Origin of the sequence: Streptomyces adustus, assembly GCF_009377175.1 — a bacterium.
Lineage (GTDB): Bacteria > Actinomycetota > Actinomycetes > Streptomycetales > Streptomycetaceae > Streptomyces > Streptomyces adustus.
The window spans coordinates 17,232-37,339 of sequence record NZ_VJZD01000015.1 but is presented as its reverse complement, the minus strand read 5'-3'; the positions used below and the strand labels follow the sequence as shown (position 1 = coordinate 37,339).

Below are 20,108 nucleotides of genomic sequence, written 5' to 3'. Positions count from 1 at the left end.
AAGGAGGTACGCATGCCTCGTGGCCCAGTCAAGGGGTTGACCGCGCTCCTTGTGGCGATTGCAGTCCCACTCGCCGTGTGCGCGCTCCTGGCAACCGACCGAGCCGCCTTGTCCCAGACGAACGTGGCCCTGATCCTGATGTTCGTCGTCGCGGCGGTGGCCGCCCTGGGCCACCGGTGGGTCGCGGTCCTCACGGCCCTCTCCGCCTCCGCGTGGTTCGTCTACTTCTTCACGACTCCGTACAGAAGCTTCATCCACTTCAACAGCGCGGACGAAGTCGTCACCGCCGGACTGCTGCTCGTCGTCGGCCTCGCGGTCTCGCAACTGGCCCGCCGCTTCACCCGCGAGCACTCCATCGCCACCACGTTGCAGCGCAGCCTGCTGCCTCGTGTGCTGCCGGACACCAGCACCGTCCGGTCGGCGTGCCGGTACGTGCCCGCCGAGGCCGAGGTCGGCGGGGACTGGTTCGACGTGATCCCCCTCCCGGGATTCCGCACCGCCCTGGTGGTCGGGGACGTGGTCGGCCACGGCCTGAGCTCCGCGGTCACGATGGGGCGGCTGCGCACCGCGGTCCGCAATTTCTCCACCCTCGACCTGCCGCCCGACGAGCTGCTGGCCCGCCTCGACGACGTGGTCATGCAGATGGATGCGGAGGCGGGCGACAGCGCGGAGGGAATCGTCGCGGCCACGTGTCTGTATGCGATCTACGACCCGGTCTCCCGTAACTGCACGATGGCCAGAGCCGGTCATTTCCCGCCCGCCATCGTCTATCCGGACGGCCGCGTGGAGCTGGTCGATCTGCCCGCAGGCCCCCCGCTCGGCGTAGGCGGCCTGCGTTTTCAGTGCGTCGACCGGGAGCTGCCGGAGGACACGCAGCTCGTGCTCTACACCGACGGGCTCATCCACAACCGTCACCGCGACATCGGGACCGGCCTGAAGCTGCTGCGCGACACGCTCTCCGAGGTGGGGCCGGAGCCGGAGAAGACGTGCGAGAGGATCCTGGAGGCGGTACTGCCCGCCCGTGCGGTCGACGACGCCGCTCTCCTGGTCGCCCGGACCCAGGCGTTTCCCCGGGACCGTATCGCCGAATGGGAGATCCCTGCCGTTCCGGCCGCGGTGGCCGGTCTGCGCGCCGAGGTGCTCGCGAAGCTGGCCGACTGGAACGTGGAGGAGACGGCATTCGCCACCGAGCTGATCCTCAGCGAGCTGGTCACCAACGCCATCCGCTACGGGACACCCCCTGTGCACCTTCGCCTTCTGCGCGACACGAGCCTGGTCGTGGAGGTCAGCGACAGCAGCAGCACCACCCCGCATCTGCGCTACGCCACGGACACGGACGAAGGTGGCCGCGGGATCTTCATCGTCGCCCAGCTCGCCGACCGGTGGGGAACCCGCTTCACCCCCACCGGGAAGATCGTCTGGGCCGAGCAGTCGGCCCCGTCGGTTCCCGCCGGCCACGTCCTGGCCCCGGTCGCCTGACCGGGCGGCCCGCCCGAGGCCCCCTTTCCGGGGCCGGACGGCCCAGGGACGACGGCCCAGGGACGGCCCAGGGTCGGTGAGACGCGGCGGGGCCGGCGGTCCATGACCGTCGGCCCCGTTCGTGGTGTCGGCGGGAGATCCGCCCCGACCAGCGCTTGCCTGACCAGGGCGGGGCCCGACGGCGAACTGTCGATCAGCGTGACGCGGGCGGGATGCTCTGTTCGTACTGGAAGACGTTGTAGGGGTCGTACTTCGCCTTGATCTCGCGCAGCCGCTCGAAGTGGCGCCTCCCCCAGTAGGCGGTCTCCCACTCCTGCATGCCGACGTTCGGCACGTTGACGTAGGCGCCGTCCACGAAGCCGCGCATCGCCTGGCTGAATTCGGCGGTCCAGGCCTGGCACGTCGAGGTGAGCGGGTCGCAGACGCCTGGTGTCGTCGAAGGAGTCCCCCAGGCCGCGCCGATCTCGCCGTAGAAGATCGCGTCACGGTGCACGAACGCGGTGCCGCCGCGGGGCTCCTTCTTGATCGCCCCCTGGAAGGCATCGACGAAGTAGTTGCTGTCCTCCGTGGGAGCGTTCCGCATGTAGTAGCCGATGACGTCGATCGCCTTCTTCGAGAACAGCTTCTTGGCGAACTGCGAGAAGAACTTGACGTTGGCGGGCTCCTGCGAGCGCGGGACCTGGGCTCCGGCAAAGATGGGGCCCCAGTTGCCGACCTGCACTGTCACATCGGGCGCGCCGATCGACAGGATCGGGGCCAGCAACTTTTTGGCCTCTGCCGCCGTCCCTTCCGCGAGCCACGCGAACAGCAGGATCTGGGACTTGTGGATCTCGACTTCGGATCCGAGGCGGTTGTCGGCGAACGGTACCGTACGCTGCCACGCATCGAAGATCCCATGCAGGTCCGTAAGGCCGTCCCAGGTCGCCTGCACATAGGCGATGCGCTTGAGCGGGTGCACCTTGTAGGTGAGTTGCGTGACGATTCCGAAGTTGCCGTTTCCCGCCCCACGGAGCGCCCAGAGCAGGTCTGAGTGGTCCTTCATGTCGGCACGGATCACCTTGGCGCATTCGCGACCCGACGGGACGACGACCTCGGTCCCGATCAGGCTGTCGCAGGCCATGCCGAGGTAGCGGTTGAGGGGGCCGAGGCCGCCGCCGACCGTCGCACCGACCAGGCCGACGCTGCCCTCGCTTCCGGTCGTGACCGCGAGGTCCTGCTTGGCGAGCGCCGTCACCGCTTCCTGCTGGGTCAGGCCGGCGCCGACCGTCGCGATACGAGCGTCGGCGTCGATGTGGACCGACTTGAGCTGGCTGACGTCGATCACGATGCCGTTGTCGATGTTCGACCAGCCCTCCAGGGCGTGGCGGCCGCTGCGTACCCGCAGTGCGACGTTGTGCTGCCGCGCCCAGGTGAGGGCGTTCACCACGTCCTGGGTCTTCTGGGCGAAGACGATGACCAGCGGGTAGTGGGAGAACAGCTGGTCGTAGTCGATGCGATCATCCGTGTACGAGGCGTCACCGGGGCGGACGATGTGACCGGTCAGCTTCGCCGGCCGACATCCCGACGACCCTTTGGTCGGGTCGCTCGCGGCCAGAAGGTCCAAGGTGCTCGCGGCCGCAATGTCCGGCGCGCCTGCGGCCGTAAGGCCCGGGACGACGACCGCCCCGGCGCCGGCGGCCGCTGACGCCCTGAGCAGGTAGCGGCGGGAAAAATCGCTCAAGGTCCAGATCCTCTCGATCGGGCTACACCGGTACGCGGCTGAACGAGCCTTTACCCGCCAGCCGCCGGGCAGTCCTTTGTGGTCGACCCACGCACGGTAACGGGGCGACCATGCGGTGTTTCCCGACACGCCAATCGAGGACGATGACGACAGCCTGAAGGAGTAACTCGGCGGGATCCCGTCATAACCGTTTTGGGATGCACCGCGTCCCGCTCGAAGCCATCCATTGGTCCAAATGGTCAGAATACGCGGGCAATCTCAAAGATGATGGGCTCGCCGATCTCGCTGGTCAGGCCAGCATCTCGCAACGGCCCGGCGAACCATCTTTGTGATAAGAATTTGCGGGCGTACCCCCGGAATCACCACTCCCCGCCTGGCGAACCCCCGGAATGCCCTGCTCCTACTTCCCGCGTTGCCAGTGAGCGCCTATATAATCCCGAGTTTTCCCCACGGCTACTGAATTTGAATGGGTGATGTCGGGTCGCTCCTCGACCGATGGTGATTCCTCCACCAGCACGGCCCTGGCCGAACAGGTCGTCGGAGAAGCCTGCGGCCGGAGCAGCGAGGCGCGGGCCCGGAAGGCCGTCGACGGCCTCTACGACGGCGCCGTTCCGGGGCCGGACGGCCCAGGGACGGCCAGGGTCGGTGAGACGCGGCGGGGCCGACGGTCCACGACCGTCGGCCCCGTTCGTCGCGTCGGCGGGAGATCCGCCCCGACCAGCGCTTACAGCACCGGCAGGTTCTTCCGCAGCTCGAACGCGGTGACCTCGGAGCGGTACTCCTCCCACTCCGCCTTCTTGTTGCGCAGGAAGAAGTCGAAGACGTGCTCGCCGAGGGTCTCCGCGAGAAGGTCGCTGCGCTCCATCAGGCTCAGGGCCTCACCGAGGTTCTGCGGGAGGGGCTCGATGCCCATCGCGCGGCGCTCGGCGTCGGACAGGGCCCAGACGTCGTCCTCGGCGCCGGGCGGCAGCTCGTAGCCCTCCTCGATGCCCTTGAGGCCGGCCGCCAGGAGCACGGCGTAGGCCAGGTAGGGGTTGGTGCCGGAGTCGAGGGAGCGGACCTCGACCCGGGCGGAGCCGGTCTTGCCGGGCTTGTACATCGGGACGCGGACCAGGGCCGAGCGGTTGTTGTGACCCCAGCAGATGTACGAGGGGGCCTCGCCGCCGGCGCCCGCGGTGCGCTCGGAGCCGCCCCAGATGCGCTTGTAGGAGTTGACCCACTGGTTGGTGACCGCGGAGATCTCCGCGGCGTGCCGCAGCAGGCCCGCGATGAAGGAGCGGCCGACCTTGGAGAGCTGGTACTCGGAGCCGGACTCGTAGAACGCGTTGCGGTCGCCCTCGAAGAGGGAGAGGTGGGTGTGCATGCCGCTGCCCGGGTACTCCGAGAACGGCTTCGGCATGAAGGTGGCCTGGACGCCCTGCTCCAGCGCGACCTGCTTCATGATCAGCCGGAAGGTCATGATGTTGTCGGCCGTGGAGAGCGCGTCGGCGTAGCGCAGGTCGATCTCCTGCTGGCCGGGGGCGCCCTCGTGGTGGCTGAACTCGACCGAGATGCCCATCGACTCCAGCATCGTGATGGCCTGGCGGCGGAAGTCCTGGCCCACGTTCTGCGGGGTGTGGTCGAAGTAGCCGGAGTTGTCGGCCGGGGTCGGCCGGGAGCCGTCCAGCGGGCGGTCCTTCAGCAGGAAGAACTCGATCTCCGGGTGGGTGTAGAAGGTGAAGCCCTGGTCGGAGGCGCGGGCCAGGGCGCGCTTGAGGACGTAGCGCGGGTCGGCGAAGGACGGGGAGCCGTCCGGCATGAGGATGTCGCAGAACATCCGGGCGGTGCCCGGGGCCTCGGCGCGCCAGGGCAGGACCTGGAAGGTGCCCGGGTCGGGCTTGGCGATCATGTCGGACTCGTAGACCCGGGCGAAACCCTCGATCGCGGAGCCGTCGAAACCGATGCCCTCGTCGAAGGCCTGCTCGAGCTCCGCAGGGGCCACGGCGACGGACTTGAGGAAACCCAGTACGTCCGTGAACCACAGCCGTACGAACCGGATGTCGCGCTCCTCCAAGGTCCGGAGCACGAACTCCTGCTGCTTGTCCATCTTCCGCTTCCCCATCCTTGCTGGTCAGGCCGCCTGTCTCCCGCATCGCGGGAAGCGGTCGGGCACCTGAGCATCCCACCACAACACCATTTCATGCGCGTTGCAGACCTTGATCATCCCGTCGTCATCGGGCTGAACGCCTCACGTACAGCAGATGTACTGCTCTGAAGCCCATCTTGCCTGCTCGGAGCGTCATGCGTAATGGCCGCCCCCGGTCGTCTCGAATCCGCCGCCTTAAATTTGCATCTCAGATGCAAGTTTTACTACGGTGAGCGCCAGCCGAGCATCGATCACCGATCCGAGGAGCCACCCGATGCTGTCCGAACAGTCCGCCGCCACCGTCCGCGCGACGCTTCCCGCCGTGGGCGCGAACCTCGGCGAGATAACCGACCGCTTCTACACCGGGCTGTTCGCCGCCCACCCCGAGCTGCTGCGCGACCTGTTCAACCGCGGCAACCAGGCCGCGGGCACCCAGCGCCAGGCGCTGGCCGGCTCCATCGCCGCCTTCGCCACGCACCTCCTGGACCACCCCGACCAGCGGCCGGACGCCATGCTGGGCCGCATCGCCCACAAGCACGCCTCGCTGGGCGTCAGGCCCGAGCAGTACGCGGTCGTCCACGAGCACCTCTTCGCCGCCATCGTCGACGTGCTCGGCGAGGCCGTCACCCCGGAGGTCGCGGCCGCCTGGACCGAGGTCTACTGGCTGATGGCGAACGCGCTGATCGCGATCGAGCGACGGCTGTACGAGGAGAGCGGGACCGCCGAGTGGCGGACCTGGGAGGTCGTGGAGCGCGTCGCTGAGACGGAGGACGTCGTCACCTTCCGGCTGCGCCCGCTCGACGGGGGCCCGGTGCGCGGCTTCCGGGCCGGCCAGTACGTCTCCGTCCGCGTCGGACTCCCCGACGGCGCCCGTCAGATTCGGCAGTACAGCCTCTCGGGCGCGCCCGACTCCGGCGCGCTGCGCCAGATCAGCGTCAAGCGGGTCCCGGGCGACGCCACGACCCCGGAGGGCGAGGTCTCCAACCACCTCCACGCGCACGTGCGGGTGGGCGACGCCCTGGAGCTCTCCGAGCCGTACGGCGACCTGGTGCTCGACGGCGGCGAGGACACACCCCTGCTGCTCGCCTCGGCCGGCATCGGCGTGACCCCGATCGTCGCGATGCTGGGCCGGCTGGCGGAGACGGGCCACCGCGCCCCGGTCACGGTCGTCCACGGGGACCGCTCCCCGGCGCACCACGCCCTGCGCGCCGAGCACGAGGCGTACGCGGGAAAGCTCCCGCAGGCGCCCGTCCACTTCTGGTACGAGAGCCAGGCGCCGGAGGGGACCGCCCGCACCGGGCTGGTCGACCTCACGGACGTGACCGTCCCGGCGGGCACGCACGCGTACCTGTGCGGCCCGCTGCCGTTCATGCGGGCGGTGCGGGGCCAGCTGATCGAGAAGGGCGTGGCCGCGGCGGACATCCACTACGAGGTGTTCGGGCCGGATCTCTGGCTCGCGGGGGCCTGAGCGACGGGATCGGGGCGGGCCTCCCTCGGGGGGCCCGCCCCGCCGGTCCGCCCGGTCGCGGCGCGTCGCTTCCGGCCCCGCGGGCCTGTCGAACAGAGATCGTGACGCGCCATCAGGTTTTGTCGTTGACGAGCGGACCCGGGCTGCGCAAGGTGGATGGATCACCGACCCACCGGCTCATCGCCCCAGGGGGACGACACATGAGGAAGATCCTCAACACCGCACTCGTCTACACGATCGTCGGAGTGCTCAGCGGCCTGTACTACCGCGAGCTCACCAAGGCCGAGGACTTCACCGGCGACACCCAGCTCGGCGTGGTGCACACGCATCTGCTGGCCCTCGGCATGCTGTTCTTCCTCATCGTGCTGGCCCTGGAGAAGCAGTTCGACCTGACCTCGCACCGGCTGTTCGGGTGGTTCTTCTGGATCTACAACGCCGGTCTCGTGGTGACGTGCACCATGATGACCCTGCACGGCACCCTGACGGTGCTGGGGCACGCGAGCAACGAGGGGATCGCCGTCGTCGCCGGGATCGGCCACATCCTGCTCACCGCCGGTCTGGTGCTGCTGTTCATCACCCTCGGCAAGCGCCTGCCCGCCTCGTCCGCGGCCGCCAGGACCGGCGGCGACGGCGCCCCGGTCGTGGTCGCGGTGGGCCCCGAGGACTCCTGACCGCCGCGGTCAGGCCGGCCTGGAGATCTCCAGCAGCAGCGGTCCGGTCGGCCCGGCGACGATGTCCTGCATGGTGACCGGGTCCAGGGTGGCGTAAAAGGCCTCCTGGGCCCGGCGCAGTGCTCCGCGCAGTCGGCAGGCGGTGTTGAGCGGGCAGGGCGTGGCGCCCTCGCACTCGACGACGTCGCCCTCGCCCTCGAAGCTGCGCACCACGGCTCCCACCGACACCGTGCGGCCCTTCTCGGTGAGCGAGAGTCCGCCGCCGCGGCCGCGGCGGGCGTCGAGCAGCCCCATGTGCTGGAGCTCGGCCACGATCTTCGCGGTGTGCGTGTACGGGACGCCCATGTCCTCCGCGACCTCGCGGGTCGTGGGACTGGACCCGCCGACGACGGCCAGGCGCATCAGAACGCGCAGAGCCAGGTCGGTGGAGCGCAGCAGCCGCATGCGCCCAGGGTAGATAATGCGCATCCAGGCTTCAAATTATCTGGCCGGATCGTATCGTTCCGGCCTTTCCCGTGCCCTCACTACGAGAGCGGGCATCTCTCCCCTTACGATCGGCGCACCCGAACGATCTCACCGTCCCGCCCCCCTTTCCCCAGAAGGACAGATCCCATGGCTTCCGCCAAGAAGAGCAGCGGCGCGGCGCGCCAGGCCCGTATAGCGGAGATGCGGCGCGCCGAGCAGGCCCGCGAGCGGCGCAACCGGATCCTCGTGATCGCGGCTTCCGTGGTGGTCGTCGCGGGACTGGTGGCCGGCGGTGTCTTCGTCGTGCGCTCGCAGTCCGACGACACCTCGGCGGTGGACGCGAAGACCTCGGGGCACTTCACCACCGGCAAGGACGGTGTGAAGACGTGGCAGGGCAAGCTGGGCCGCACCCATGTCGCCAAGACCGTCACGTACCCGGTGGAGCCGCCGGTCGGCGGGGACCACAACCAGGTGTGGATGAACTGCAACGGCGACGTCTACGACAAGGCGCTGAACAACATGAACGCCGTGCACTCGCTGGAGCACGGCGCGGTGTGGGTGACGTACAACAGCAAGGCCGCCAAGGCCGATGTCGAGGCGCTCGCGGCGAAGGTGAAGAAGACGCCGTACACGCTGATGAGCCCCGACGACAAGCAGCCGGACCCGATCATGCTGACGGCGTGGGCGCACCAGCGCACGGTGAAGAGCGCGAGCGACCCGGACGTCGACGCGTTCTTCGCGAAGTTCGTGCAGGGCGAGCAGACTCCCGAGCCGGGCGCCGCGTGCACGAACGGGCTGTCGCAGTGAGGCACGTCGGACTGATCGCGGGGGCCGCGGCGGCGGCCCTGGTCGCGGCCGGCGCGATCACCTACGCGGTCGCCGAGGACCGCGGCCCCGCCGCCGCCACGCCCTCCGCCGCCTCCGCGGACGCCGGGTTCGCGCGAGACATGGCGGTCCACCACCAGCAGGCCGTGGAGATGTCGTACCTCGTGCGCGACCGCACGCAGGACCCGGAAGTACGGCGTCTCGCCTACGACATCGCGCAGACGCAGGCCAACCAGCGCGGCATGCTGCTGGGCTGGCTCGACCTGTGGGGGCTGCCGAAGGTCTCCGCCGACGCCCCGATGACCTGGATGGGCATGGGCGACATGGCCTCCGGCAAGGACGGCTCGCTGATGCCGGGCATGGCGACCAACACCGAGATGAAGAAGCTCGGCACGCTCAGCGGGAAGCAGGCGGAGGTCTTCTATCTCCAGCTGATGACCGACCATCACAAGGGCGGCATCCACATGGCCGAGGGCTGTGTCTCCGCGTGCACGGTCGGGGTGGAGAAGCGGCTCGCGCAGGGCATGGTCGACGCGCAGCAGTCCGAGATCGATCTGATGGCGGACATGCTCAAGGCGCGGGGCGCGAAGGCTCGTTCGTAGCGCGCGAAGGCCCGTTCATAGCATGGATGGGGCGTGATCCGGTGGTCATTTGCCGGATCTTCGCCCCAAATCCCCTCGGACGGCTCTTTCTTGGGATCTTTTTGGCTATCGCATTCCCCTGACATGAACGGTTCATCGAAAGAGTGGGCCCGGCATGTGATCCATTCGCGGGCCAAACCGCCGCGGGCCCGGCGCGGATCGCATGACGGCCAACCACTACATGCATGCGAACCGCAATGCAGGGGGTTCTATGAGATCCAACCGCGCCAAGATGCGCGCCGGAGCGAGCCTGGCGGCGACACTGCCGATGCTCGCGGGCGCGCTGGCGTTCGGCATACCCGCGGCACACGCCGTGGACAACCCGGGCCGGGACACGCTCGCGGGCACCAAGCCCGCCTGGGCCACGGCCAAGGCCGACAAGGGCGCGACCGCGGACACCGCGCAGGTCTCCGCCCGCGTCTATCTGGCGGGCCGGGACGCGGCCGGCCTCGCGGCCTACGCGAAGGCGGTGTCCGACCCGGCCTCCGCCGCCTACGGCAAGTACCTGGGCGCCGACCAGGCCCAGGCCCGCTTCGGCGCGACCGAGGCCCAGGTGAAGGCGGTCAAGGCCTGGCTGGCCTCGGCCGGCCTGAAGGTCACGGGCACCACGCAGCACTACGTCTCCGTCAGCGGTGACGTGGCCGCCGCCGAGAAGGCGTTCGGCACCCAGCTGCACAACTACACCAAGGGCTCCAGGACTTACCGCGCGCCGTCGAGGACGGCTTCCGCCCCGGAGAGCCTGAAGGGCGCCGTCCTGACCGTCACCGGCCTGGACAACGCCCCGCACCGGGCCAGCGCCAAAGAGCAACTGCCCCCGCCGGACAGCGTCTTCAAGAACTCCGGGCCGTTCTCCTCGTACTACGGCTCGAACACCGCGAGCACGCTGCCGAGCGCGTACGGCAAGAAGATCCCGTACGCCGTGGAGGGTTACACCGGCAAGCAGCTGCGCGCGGCGTACGGCGCGGGCGACTACACCGGCAAGGGCGTGCGCGTCGCCATCACCGACGCCTACGCCTCGCCGACCATCGCCTACGACGCGGCCACCTACGCGAAGCAGCACGGCGACGCCGCCTGGAAGACCGGGCAGCTGCGCCAGGTGCTGCCCAAGAACTACACGAAGACCGAGGAGTGCGGGGCGGCCGGCTGGTACGGCGAGGAGACCCTCGACGTCGAGGCCGTGCACGCGGTCGCGCCGGACGCCCAGGTCACCTACGTGGGCGGGGCGTCCTGCTACGACGACGACCTGCTCGACTCGCTCAGCAAGGTCGTGGACAACCACCTGGCCGACATCGTCTCCAACTCCTGGGGCGACATCGAGGCCAACCAGACGCCCGACCTCGCGGCCGCCTACGACCAGGTCTTCCAGTTCGGCGCGGTCGAGGGCATCGGCTTCTACTTCTCCTCCGGCGACAACGGCGACGAGGTCGCCAACACCGGTACGAAGCAGGTCGACACCCCGGCCAACTCGGCGTGGGTGACCGCGGTCGGCGGTACCTCGCTGGCCGTCGGCAAGGGCGACAAGTACCTGTGGGAGACCGGCTGGGGCACCCAGAAGGCCGTGCTGTCCGCGGACGGCAAGAGCTGGACGGACTTCCCCGGCGCGTTCACCTCGGGCGCGGGCGGCGGCACCAGTGCGACGGTGGCGCAGCCCTTCTACCAGAAGGGTGTCGTCCCGGACTCGCTCGCCAAGGCGAACAACGCCGCCGGCAACCGCGTCGTCCCGGACATCTCCGCGATCGCCGACCCGAACACCGGCTTCAAGGTGGGCCAGACGCAGACCCAGGCGGACGGCACCGAGGCGTACAGCGAGTACCGCATCGGCGGCACCTCGCTGGCCGCGCCGGTCATCGCCGCGGTGCAGGCGCTGGCGCAGCAGGCCGGCGGCGGCAAGGCCCTCGGCTTCGCCAACCCGGTGATCTACAGCAAGTACGGCACGAAGGCCTACCACGACGTCACGGACAACCCGACCGGCTCCGGCCTGGCCGTGGCCCGCGTCGACTTCGTGAACGGCTACGACGCCACCGGCGGCCAGGTCGTCTCGGTCCGCAGCCTCGGCAAGGACAGCTCGCTGTCGGCCGTGAAGGGCTACGACGACGTGACCGGCGTGGGCACGCCGGCCGGCGGCTACATCAGCTCGTTCGGCCGCCGCTGAGACACCGGCAGAACAGCGTGAAGGGACACGGGAACTGAGCTGTTCCGTGTCCCTTCCGCACGGCGGGGGCGGGCCACGCCCCGCCCCCGCCCCCCATCGTGTCGCTCTGACGATTACACTGGGCGCGTGCCTCCTCTGAACTTCCGGTCGCTCTATCAGCACGGCTTCGCACGCGTCGCCGCCTGCACGGGCCACACCGCCATCGCGGACCCGCACGCCAACGCCGAGGCGGTCCTGCGCCAGGCGCGCAGTTGCGCCGAGGACGGTGTCGCCGTCGCCGTCTTCCCGGAGATGGTGCTGTGCGGCTATTCGATCGAGGACCTGCTGCTCCAGGACGCGCTGCTCGACCGGGTCGAGGAGGCGCTGCGAACCGTGGTGGCGGGGTCGGCCGACCTGCTGCCGGTCCTGGTCGTGGGCGCCCCGCTGCGCCACCGCAACCGGGTCTACAACTGCGCGGTGACCGTGCACCGCGGCCGGGTCCTCGGGGTGGTGCCCAAGTCGTACCCGCCGAACTACCGGGAGTTCTACGAGCAGCGGCAGATCGCCGCGGGCGACGACGAGCGCGGCGGCACCATCCGGGTCGGCGACGAGTCGGTGCCGTTCGGGGTGGACCTGCTGTTCGCCGCGGACGACGTCCCGGGTCTGGTGCTGCACACGGAGATCTGCGAGGACATGTGGGTGCCGGTGCCGCCGAGCGCCGAGGCGGCCCTGGCGGGCGCCACCGTCCTCGCCAACCTCTCCGGCAGCCCGATCACCGTCGGCCGGGCCGAGGACCGCAGGTTGATGTGCCGCTCGGCGTCCTCGCGCTGCATCGCCGCGTACGTGTACGCGGCGGCGGGCCTCGGCGAGTCGACCACCGACCTGTCCTGGGACGGGCAGACCATGATCTACGAGAACGGGGCGCTGCTGGCCGAGTCCGACCGCTTCCCGCTCGGGGACCAGTCCGCCGTGGCCGACGTCGACCTCGACCTGCTGCGCCAGGAGCGCAGCCGCACGGGCACCTTCGACGACAACCGGCGCACCCACGGCGCCCGCACCGCCGGTTTTCGCACGGTGCCGTTCCGGCTGGACCCGCCGGCCGCCGACCTGGGCCTGCGGCGGCGCGTCGAGCGCTTCCCGTTCGTGCCCGCCGACCCCGACCGGCTGGCCCTGGACTGCTACGAGGCGTACAACATCCAGGTCGCGGGGCTCCAGCAGCGGCTCGCGGCGATCGGTGACCCGAAGGTGGTCATCGGGGTGTCCGGCGGTCTCGACTCCACGCACGCGCTGATCGTCGCCGCCCGCGCGATGGACCGGGCGGGCCGACCGCGCAGCGACATCCTGGCCTGGACCCTGCCCGGCTTCGCCACCAGCGACCACACCAAGGGCAACGCGCACGACCTGATGCGCTCCCTCGGCGTCACCGCGGCGGAACTGGACATCACGCCGACCGCCCGGCTGATGCTCGACGAGATGGACCACCCCTTCGCCGCCGGCGAGCCGGTGTACGACGTCACCTTCGAGAACGTGCAGGCCGGACTGCGCACCGACTACCTGTTCCGGCTCGCCAACCAGCGCGGCGGCATCGTGCTCGGCACCGGCGACCTGTCGGAGCTGGCGCTCGGCTGGTCCACGTACGGCGTGGGCGACCAGATGAGCCACTACAACGTCAACTCGGGTGTGCCGAAGACGCTGATCCAGCATCTGATCCGCTGGGTCATCGGCAGTCACCAGTTCGACGAGGACACCGACCGCACCCTCGCCGCGATCCTCGACACCGAGATCAGCCCGGAGCTCGTGCCGGGCGAGGAGATGCAGTCCACCGAGTCGAAGATCGGCCCGTACGCGCTGCACGACTTCACCCTGTTCCATGTGCTGCGCTACGGCTTCCGGCCGTCGAAGATCGCCTTCCTGGCCTGGCACGCCTGGCACGACCCGGACGCGGGTGCCTGGCCGCCGGGCTTCCCCGAGGCCGAGCGGGTGGCGTACGACCTGCCGGAGATCCGGCGCTGGCTGGAGGTGTTCTGCCGTCGCTTCTTCGGGTTCGCGCAGTTCAAGCGCTCGGCCATGCCGAACGGGCCGAAGGTCTCGGCGGGCGGTTCGCTCTCGCCGCGCGGCGACTGGCGCGCGCCGTCCGACAGCACGGCCCGGTCCTGGCTGCTCGACCTGGCCCGCTTCGACCCTGCGGAGTCCGGTCACTGACCGGCCACGGAACCGGCCCCGGCCTCGCGATCGCGGGGCCGGGGCCGGTTCCGTGGTGCGGGGCGCAGCCGTCCGCTCAGTGGTGCAGGACGCCGGGGCGGTCGGGCAGCCGGGTGGCGACGACGCGCTCCCGTCCCGCCGTCAGGCTCGCGCGGCGGACGTCCACCAGGTGGGCGGCGGCCGCCACCGCGAGGCCGAGCACCGCAAGTCCCGCGCCCGCGAGGGCCGGTGACGTCACACCGAAGCCCGCGGCCAGCGCCAGGCCGCCGATCCACGCGCCGCCCGCGTTGGCCAGGTTGAACGCGGCCTGGTTGGCGGAGGACGCCAGGGACGGCGCCGCCGACGCCTTCTCCATGACCATCAGCTGGAGCGGCGAGCCGGTGACGAACGCGGCGACGCCGAGCAGGACGACCGCGAGCCCCGCGCTCCACCCGGTGCGCATCAGCAGCGGGAAGACCGCCAGGACGGCGACCAGCGAGGCCAGACCGCCGAAGAGGGTGCGGCGCATGGCGTGGTCGGCGAGACGTCCGCCGAGCAGGTTGCCCACGGTGGCGCCCACGCCGAACAGGGCCAGCAGCAGCGTCACGCTGGAGTCGGCGTACCCGGCGGCGTCGGTGAGCATCGGGGTGATGTAGCTGTACGCGGCGAACAGCGCGCCGAAGCCCGCGACCGTCGTGCCGAGCGCCAGCCACACCGGCAGCGAGCGCAGCGCGGCCAGTTCGCCGCGCAGCCCGGCCACGGGGGTGTGGGGGCGGTCCTGCGGGATCAGCAGCGCCAGCGCGACGATCGCGGCGAGGCCGATCGCGCTGACGCCGAGGAAGGTGGCCCGCCAGCCCAGGTGCTGGCCCATGAGGGTGGCGACCGGAACGCCCGCGACATTGGCGACGGTCAGTCCGAGGAACATCAGCGAGACCGAACGGGCCTTGCGCTCCGGGGCGACCAGGCCTGTCGCGACGACCGCGCCGACGCCGAAGAAGGCGCCGTGCGGCAGGCCGCTGAGGAAGCGGGCGGCCAGCAGCCAGTCGTAGTCGGGGGCGAGGGCGGAGAGGGCGTTGCCGGCCACGAACAGGGCCATCAGGGCGATGAGGACCCGGCGGCGGGACAGGCGCGCGGTGGCCGCGGCCAGCAGGGGCGCGCCGACGACGACACCGAGGGCGTAGGCGGAGACGAGGTGTCCGGCGCCGGGTATGGAGATGCGCAGGTCGTCCGCGACGTCGGGGAGCAGCCCCATCATCACGAACTCGGTCGTACCGATGCCGAAGGCGCCGACAGCGAGGGCGAGCAGGGCCAGGGGCATGAAAAGCCTTTCCGAGCGGAGTTACGTCCATCTTATGTTCACGGACGGAACAAAGTCTCGGGGGTCCGGTATTCCTCCGGGTGAAGACGAGGTTACGAAGGATCGCGACGGCCCCTCAGGAGCCGCTCGGGGGCGCGCTTTCAGGAGCCATCGGGACAGGCCGTCCCCCGGGAGCCGCCCGCGGCGGGCCCGTCAGGAGCCGCTCGCGGCGAGGTCCACCCGTGCGGCCACCGGCAGATGGTCGCTGCCGGTGGCCGGCAGCGTCCACGAGCTCACCGGGTCGACGCCCTGCACCATGATCTGGTCGATCCGCGCCATCGGGAACGACGCCGGCCAGCTGAACCCGAAGCCGCTGCCCGCCGCGCCCTGGGTGGAGCGCATCTGGGAGGTGACGGCGTTCAGCGCGCGGTCGTTCATGGTGCCGTTCAGATCCCCGAGCAGGATCTTCCGGTCGAGCTTCTCGTCGGCGATGGCCTCGCCGAGCGCGTCGGCGCTCTTGTCGCGCTGGCGGGCGGTGAACCCGGCGTTCATCTTCACCCGCACCGAGGGCAGATGGGCGACGTACACCGCGACGTCGCCGGACGGCGTCGCCACGGTCGCCCGCATCGCCCGGGTCCAGCCCAGCTTGATGTCGACGGCCGCGACGGACGAGAGCGGATACTTGCTCCACAGCCCGACCGTGCCCTGCACCGAGTGGTACGCGTACGTCGAGGCCAGCGCCTTCTCGTAGGTACCGACCTCGGACGCCTTCAGCTCCTCCAGGGCCAGCACGTCCGCGCCGGACGCGGCGACGGCGCGGGCGGTGCCCGAGGGGTCGGTGTTGTCGGCGTTGACGTTGTGGGTGGCCACCACGAGGTCCCCGCCGGTGCCCGCCTTGTCCGTGAGCAGCCCTCCGAACAGGTTCAGCCACACGATCGCCGGCAGCAGCACCGCGATCAGCGCGGTCGCCGACCTGCGCACCAGCCCCAGGACCAGCAGCACCGGCACGAGGAGGCCGAACCAGGGCAGGAAGGTCTCCGTCAGGGAGCCGAGGTTGCCGACGGTGTTCGGGATGCGGGAGTGCAGCAGCATCACCAGGGCCAGCAGCAGCGCGAGCACCGCGAGGACGATGCCGCGCCGCCAGATCCGCGGGTCGCCGCGCCAGCCGCCGAGCAGACGCCCCGTCAGGCGGTGGAGCCGGGAGCCCGGACGCTCGTCATCCGAGACACCCTCGTCCGTCTCCGTCGCATACGCCTGTTGCGCCATACCGTCGCCTCACTACCCGCCAGCACACCGTCGTCCCCCCACGTCCCTATGACCCTAGGGGATGATCGGCTCCGATCCCCGCCGCCCCGTGGCGGCCGTACGGGCACGAGGACGTCCGCGGCGGCGCGGGGAGTTCCGCTTGCGGACCGGGTCGGGCGGTCTGTGACGAAACGCGCACATTCGGGCGGCGGCCGGAGGGGCCTTCTGACGCGGCACCAGGAAGCGGGAGACCCGGGGGACGGGCCGATCCAGGAAGCGGGTGAACCTAGGAAGCGGGTGAGTCGACCGGGCGCAGTCCCTGGAGCAGGGTGTCGACCACCCGCTCCGCGAGGTCCTCGGGGAGGTCGCTGTCCGGCCGCATGACGGACCGGACCAGGAGCGGGCCCACGAAGATGTCGTTGGCCAGCTCCACGTCGACGTCGGCGCGCAGTTCGCCGTTGCGCTGGCCGCGGCGCAGGATCTCCACACCGAGCCGGCGCCTTGGGGCGATGACCGTGCTGTCGTAGGCGGCCCAGAGCTTCGGGCTGCTCTTCATCTGGACGTGGACGTTGTGCAGGATCGCCGAGGAGCGGCTGGCCAGGCCGCGCAGGCGCAGCGACTCCAGCAGGACGATCAGGTCGTCGCGCATGGAGGTGCCGGGGAGTTCGGGGTCGGGGGGCTCGGTGGAGCGCAGCACGTCGACGAACAGCTCCTCCTTGCCGCTCCAGCGACGGTAGATGGTGGCCTTGCCGACGCCGGCCGTACGGGCGATGCGCTCGATGGAGAGCTCCGCCAGGGGCACGCCGTCCTCCAGGAGTTTCATCGCTCCTTCGAGGATGGCGCGCTCCACGGCCTCGCTGCGGGGGCGTCCCCTCACGGGTGCTCCCGAAGCGTTGATGTCGGCGAGGCTCACTGTCGTCCGTCCCTTCGTTGCGCTGGGGTGAATTCTCGGTGATTCCCCCGGCCCCCCGAATCTGCCCCCGTCCCGACGCCTTTCTACTCCGCGGCCACCACCAGCTCCTGCTCCGGCTCGCCCTGCTGACCGGCCTTGGGCCGGCCCGGCAGGAACACCGCTACCACGACGGCGCCGACCAGCGCGATGACGGAGCCGCACAGCGCGGTGACGTGCATCGCGTGCAGGAACGCGTCGTCGGCGGGCTTGACCAGGGCCTGGCCCCGGGCGCCCAGCTTGGCGGCGATGCCCAGCGTGGCCTCGATGGACTCTCCGGCGGTGTCGCGCAGCCCGGCAGGCAGCGCGCCGAGGCTGTCCTCGACGCCGCTGCGGTAGGACGCCGACAGGACCGAGCCGAGGACGGCGATGCCGAGCGCGCCGCCGACCTGCCGGAAGGTGTTGCTCAGCGCGGAGGCGGAGCCGGCCTTCTCGCGGGGCAGGGCCTGCATGATCACGACGCTGGTCGGCGTCATGATGTGCGCCATGCCGGTGCCCATGAGGAAGAAGACGACCTCCAGCAGCCAGATCGGGGTGTCCGCCTCGAAGGACGCGAACGCGGCGAGCGTCGCGGCGATCAGGAGCATGCCGCCGGTGGTCGTGGCCTTGACGCCGAAGCGGTCGACGACCAGCCGGGCCCGCGGCGCGAAGATCATCTGGGCGGCGGCGAGCGGCAGCATCAGCAGACCGGTCTGGAGCGGCGAGTACCCGCGCACGCTCTGGGTGTAGAAGACGGAGAAGAAGGTCACGCCCATCAGGGCGAAGAAGACCAGCGCGATGACCGCGATCGCGGCCGAGAAGACCTTGTTCTGGAAGTACGTGATGTCGATGGACGGGTGGTCGCTGCGCTTCTCGACCACCACGAAGGCGGCGAGGACGGCGATACCGGCGGCGATGGTCGCCAGCACGGTGACGTCGGTGAAGTCGGCGAGCTGGCCGCCCTTGATGATGCCGTAGACGAGCAGGACCAGACCGACGACGGACAGGACCACGCCGGCGGGGTCGATGCGGCCGGGGTTGGGGTCGCGGGAGTCCGGCACCAGCCACACCATCAGGGCGATGGCGAGCAGCACGATGGGCACGTTGATGAGGAAGACGGAGCCCCACCAGAAGTGGTCGAGCAGCAGACCGCCGGTGATCGGGCCGATGGCGATGGCGAGGCCGACGCCGCCGGCCCAGATGCCGATGGCCTTCGGCTGCTCGTCGCGCTCGAAGACGTTCATGAGGACGGCGAGCGTGGCGGGCATCACGAAGGCGGCGCCCAGGCCCATCACCGCGCGGAAGACGATCAGCTCGGTCGGCGAGCCGGACTCGGCGGCGAGCGCCGAACCGATGCCGAAGACGGCGAGCCCGCCGAGCAGGACCAGCTTGCGGCCGAGGCGGTCGCCGAGCAGGCCGGCGGTGAAGAGCAGCCCCGCGAAGACGAGCGTGTAGGCGTTGATCGCCCACTCCAGCTCGCTCTGCGTGGCGCCCAGACCGGTCGGGGCGGGGGTCGAGATCGTCTTGATGGCGACGTTCAGGATGGAGTTGTCGAGGACGACGATCAGCAGGCTGAGCATGAGCACGCCGAGGATCGCCCAGCGGCGCCGGTGCACCTCTTCCGGTATCCGGGAGGCAGGGACGGCAGGAGTAGTCATGGGGACGAGCCTAGATTCTTTCCGATACGAGACCGTCTCGTATCGGAAATCCTTTACCGAGACCTTACACGCGGGGAACGTCACGCGGGGTGCCCTGGCCCTCACCGGCACGAGGTGCCACCATGGATGCGGTCCGGGGACACCGTCAGGGTGCCTCGAGATGACGTAAGGAGTCGTTCCCATGACGCAGCTCTCGGCTGCCCAGACAACGCCCTCCGGCGGCAGCAACGCACTGTACGGAGGCAAGGGCACCCGCCGTGTCACCGTCCGCGACATCGCCCTCGCCAAGGAACGCGGCGAGAAGTGGCCCATGCTCACCGCGTACGACGCGATGACGGCGTCCGTCTTCGACGAGGCCGGGATCCCGGTCATGCTCGTCGGCGACTCCGCGGGCAACTGCCACCTCGGCTACGAGACCACCGTACCCGTCACGCTCGACGAGATGACCGTGCTGTCGGCCGCGGTCGTGCGCGGCACCCGGCGCGCCCTCATCGTCGGCGACCTCCCCTTCGGCTCCTACCAGGAGGGCCCGGTCCAGGCGCTGCGCTCGGCGACCCGGCTGGTCAAGGAGGCCGGGGTCGGCGCCGTCAAGCTGGAGGGCGGCGAGCGCTCGCACGAACAGATCCGGCTCCTCGTGGAGTCCGGCATCCCGGTGATGGCCCACATCGGCCTCACCCCGCAGTCCGTCAACGCCATGGGCTACCGGGTCCAGGGCCGCGGTGAGGAGGCCGCCCAGCAGTTGCTGCGCGACGCCAAGGCCGTCCAGGACGCGGGCGCGTTCGCGGTCGTGCTGGAGCTGGTCCCGGCAGAGCTGGCGGCCGAGGTGACCCGGGTCCTGCACATCCCGACGGTCGGCATCGGCGCGGGCCCCGAGACGGACGCCCAGGTGCTGGTGTGGACCGACATGATGGGGCTGACCGGCGGCCGGGTGCCCAAGTTCGTCAAGAAGTACGCCGACCTGCGCGAGGTCATGGGCAACGCGGCGAAAGCGTTCGCCGAGGACGTCGTCGGCGGGACGTTCCCGCTGGAGGAGCACTCCGTCCACTGATCGACCCGCCCGCCGGGCACCGCGCCCACCGAGCCATTGCCGCACCACGCAGCCCCGCCGATCTTCCCCCGTCGGCGGGGCTGCGCCCTGTGCGGCGCCCGGCGACTCCTCGTACCGATAACGACTGTCGGCGACTGTCGTTCGAGTGTCGGCGACTGTCGGTGGGATGTCGGCGGCTGTAGGCCGGGTGTCGGTGGTTTGTCGGTCGGGGCTGACACCGTCGTCG

15 protein-coding genes are annotated in these 20,108 nt (G+C 70.4%); 8 read left to right on the top strand and 7 right to left on the bottom strand.

Annotated features, from left to right (window positions below):
- The first annotated feature begins 12 nt into the window (after positions 1-12).
- Complete coding sequence (locus tag FNH09_RS05980; protein WP_152885688.1) at positions 13-1,479, top strand: ATP-binding SpoIIE family protein phosphatase; 1,467 nt, start codon at positions 13-15, stop codon at positions 1,477-1,479.
- 193 nt (positions 1,480-1,672) lie between these two features.
- On the opposite strand, the gene FNH09_RS05975 is transcribed toward FNH09_RS05980, so the two are convergent.
- Together FNH09_RS05975 and glnA are read right to left on the bottom strand one after the other, a co-directional pair.
- Positions 1,673-3,199 carry an FAD-binding oxidoreductase gene (locus tag FNH09_RS05975; RefSeq protein WP_152885687.1) on the bottom strand — a complete coding sequence of 509 codons (1,527 nt, stop codon included), beginning with the start codon at positions 3,197-3,199 and terminating at the stop codon, positions 1,673-1,675.
- Between the two features lie 724 nt (positions 3,200-3,923).
- Positions 3,924-5,285 carry a type I glutamate--ammonia ligase gene (gene glnA, locus FNH09_RS05970; RefSeq protein WP_152885686.1) on the bottom strand — a complete coding sequence of 454 codons (1,362 nt, stop codon included), beginning with the start codon at positions 5,283-5,285 and terminating at the stop codon, positions 3,924-3,926.
- Between the two features lie 313 nt (positions 5,286-5,598).
- On the opposite strand from glnA, the gene FNH09_RS05965 reads away from it, so the two are divergent.
- Both FNH09_RS05965 and FNH09_RS05960 read left to right on the top strand, forming a co-directional pair.
- On the top strand, positions 5,599-6,792 hold the full coding sequence (locus tag FNH09_RS05965; RefSeq protein ID WP_152885685.1) for a globin domain-containing protein: 1,194 nt from the start codon (positions 5,599-5,601) through the stop codon (positions 6,790-6,792).
- A gap of 200 nt (positions 6,793-6,992) precedes the next feature.
- A complete protein-coding gene (locus FNH09_RS05960) occupies positions 6,993-7,463 on the top strand; it encodes a DUF2871 domain-containing protein (protein ID WP_152885684.1) in 471 nt (156 codons plus the stop codon).
- Positions 7,464-7,472: 9 nt separating this feature from the next.
- Here FNH09_RS05960 and FNH09_RS05955 read toward each other — a convergent pair whose 3' ends face one another.
- Positions 7,473-7,907, bottom strand: coding sequence for an RrF2 family transcriptional regulator (locus tag FNH09_RS05955; RefSeq protein ID WP_152885683.1), 435 nt, complete (start codon positions 7,905-7,907; stop codon positions 7,473-7,475).
- A gap of 168 nt (positions 7,908-8,075) precedes the next feature.
- Between FNH09_RS05955 and FNH09_RS05950 the strand changes: the two genes are divergently transcribed.
- The 4 genes from FNH09_RS05950 to FNH09_RS05935 all read left to right on the top strand — a co-directional run bounded on the left by FNH09_RS05950 (position 8,076) and on the right by FNH09_RS05935 (position 13,727).
- Positions 8,076-8,735, top strand: coding sequence for a DUF3105 domain-containing protein (locus FNH09_RS05950; RefSeq protein WP_152885682.1), 660 nt, complete (start codon positions 8,076-8,078; stop codon positions 8,733-8,735).
- Positions 8,732-9,355 (top strand): DUF305 domain-containing protein, encoded by a 624-nt coding sequence (locus tag FNH09_RS05945; RefSeq protein WP_338017488.1) that lies wholly within the window; start codon positions 8,732-8,734, stop codon positions 9,353-9,355. The genes FNH09_RS05950 and FNH09_RS05945 overlap by 4 nt, the downstream gene beginning before the upstream one ends.
- Before the next feature lie 250 nt (positions 9,356-9,605).
- The gene (locus FNH09_RS05940) at positions 9,606-11,546 is read left to right on the top strand and encodes a S53 family peptidase (RefSeq protein WP_152885681.1); all 1,941 of its coding nucleotides are present in this window, start codon (positions 9,606-9,608) and stop codon (positions 11,544-11,546) included.
- 135 nt (positions 11,547-11,681) lie between these two features.
- Positions 11,682-13,727, top strand: a complete 2,046-nt coding sequence (locus FNH09_RS05935) for an NAD(+) synthase (RefSeq protein ID WP_152885711.1) — start codon at positions 11,682-11,684, stop codon at positions 13,725-13,727.
- Positions 13,728-13,803: 76 nt separating this feature from the next.
- Here FNH09_RS05935 and FNH09_RS05930 read toward each other — a convergent pair whose 3' ends face one another.
- The 4 genes from FNH09_RS05930 to FNH09_RS05915 form a co-directional block, all read right to left on the bottom strand.
- Positions 13,804-15,024 carry an MFS transporter gene (locus FNH09_RS05930; protein ID WP_152885680.1) on the bottom strand — a complete coding sequence of 407 codons (1,221 nt, stop codon included), beginning with the start codon at positions 15,022-15,024 and terminating at the stop codon, positions 13,804-13,806.
- A gap of 192 nt (positions 15,025-15,216) precedes the next feature.
- Entirely contained in the window at positions 15,217-16,269 is a 1,053-nt protein-coding gene (locus FNH09_RS05925) for an endonuclease/exonuclease/phosphatase family protein (RefSeq protein WP_152885679.1), read from the bottom strand.
- Positions 16,270-16,534: 265 nt separating this feature from the next.
- A complete protein-coding gene (locus tag FNH09_RS05920) occupies positions 16,535-17,161 on the bottom strand; it encodes a TetR/AcrR family transcriptional regulator (protein WP_338017486.1) in 627 nt (208 codons plus the stop codon).
- Between the two features lie 83 nt (positions 17,162-17,244).
- Positions 17,245-18,834 carry an MFS transporter gene (locus FNH09_RS05915; RefSeq protein WP_152885678.1) on the bottom strand — a complete coding sequence of 530 codons (1,590 nt, stop codon included), beginning with the start codon at positions 18,832-18,834 and terminating at the stop codon, positions 17,245-17,247.
- Positions 18,835-19,015: 181 nt separating this feature from the next.
- Here FNH09_RS05915 and panB point away from each other — a divergent pair, with 181 nt between their 5' ends.
- Positions 19,016-19,882 (top strand): 3-methyl-2-oxobutanoate hydroxymethyltransferase, encoded by an 867-nt coding sequence (gene panB, locus FNH09_RS05910; RefSeq protein WP_152885677.1) that lies wholly within the window; start codon positions 19,016-19,018, stop codon positions 19,880-19,882.
- Positions 19,883-20,108: the final 226 nt, after the last annotated feature.

Coding starts and splice junctions, on each gene's coding strand:
- FNH09_RS05980 (WP_152885688.1), top strand. CDS start 13: ATGCCTCGTGGCCCAGTCAAGGGGTTGACCGCGCTCCTTGTGGCGATT.
- glnA (WP_152885686.1), bottom strand. CDS start 5,285: ATGGACAAGCAGCAGGAGTTCGTGCTCCGGACCTTGGAGGAGCGCGAC.
- FNH09_RS05965 (WP_152885685.1), top strand. CDS start 5,599: ATGCTGTCCGAACAGTCCGCCGCCACCGTCCGCGCGACGCTTCCCGCC.
- FNH09_RS05960 (WP_152885684.1), top strand. CDS start 6,993: ATGAGGAAGATCCTCAACACCGCACTCGTCTACACGATCGTCGGAGTG.
- FNH09_RS05955 (WP_152885683.1), bottom strand. CDS start 7,907: ATGCGGCTGCTGCGCTCCACCGACCTGGCTCTGCGCGTTCTGATGCGC.
- FNH09_RS05950 (WP_152885682.1), top strand. CDS start 8,076: ATGGCTTCCGCCAAGAAGAGCAGCGGCGCGGCGCGCCAGGCCCGTATA.
- FNH09_RS05940 (WP_152885681.1), top strand. CDS start 9,606: ATGAGATCCAACCGCGCCAAGATGCGCGCCGGAGCGAGCCTGGCGGCG.
- FNH09_RS05930 (WP_152885680.1), bottom strand. CDS start 15,024: ATGCCCCTGGCCCTGCTCGCCCTCGCTGTCGGCGCCTTCGGCATCGGT.
- FNH09_RS05925 (WP_152885679.1), bottom strand. CDS start 16,269: ATGGCGCAACAGGCGTATGCGACGGAGACGGACGAGGGTGTCTCGGAT.
- FNH09_RS05915 (WP_152885678.1), bottom strand. CDS start 18,834: ATGACTACTCCTGCCGTCCCTGCCTCCCGGATACCGGAAGAGGTGCAC.
- panB (WP_152885677.1), top strand. CDS start 19,016: ATGACGCAGCTCTCGGCTGCCCAGACAACGCCCTCCGGCGGCAGCAAC.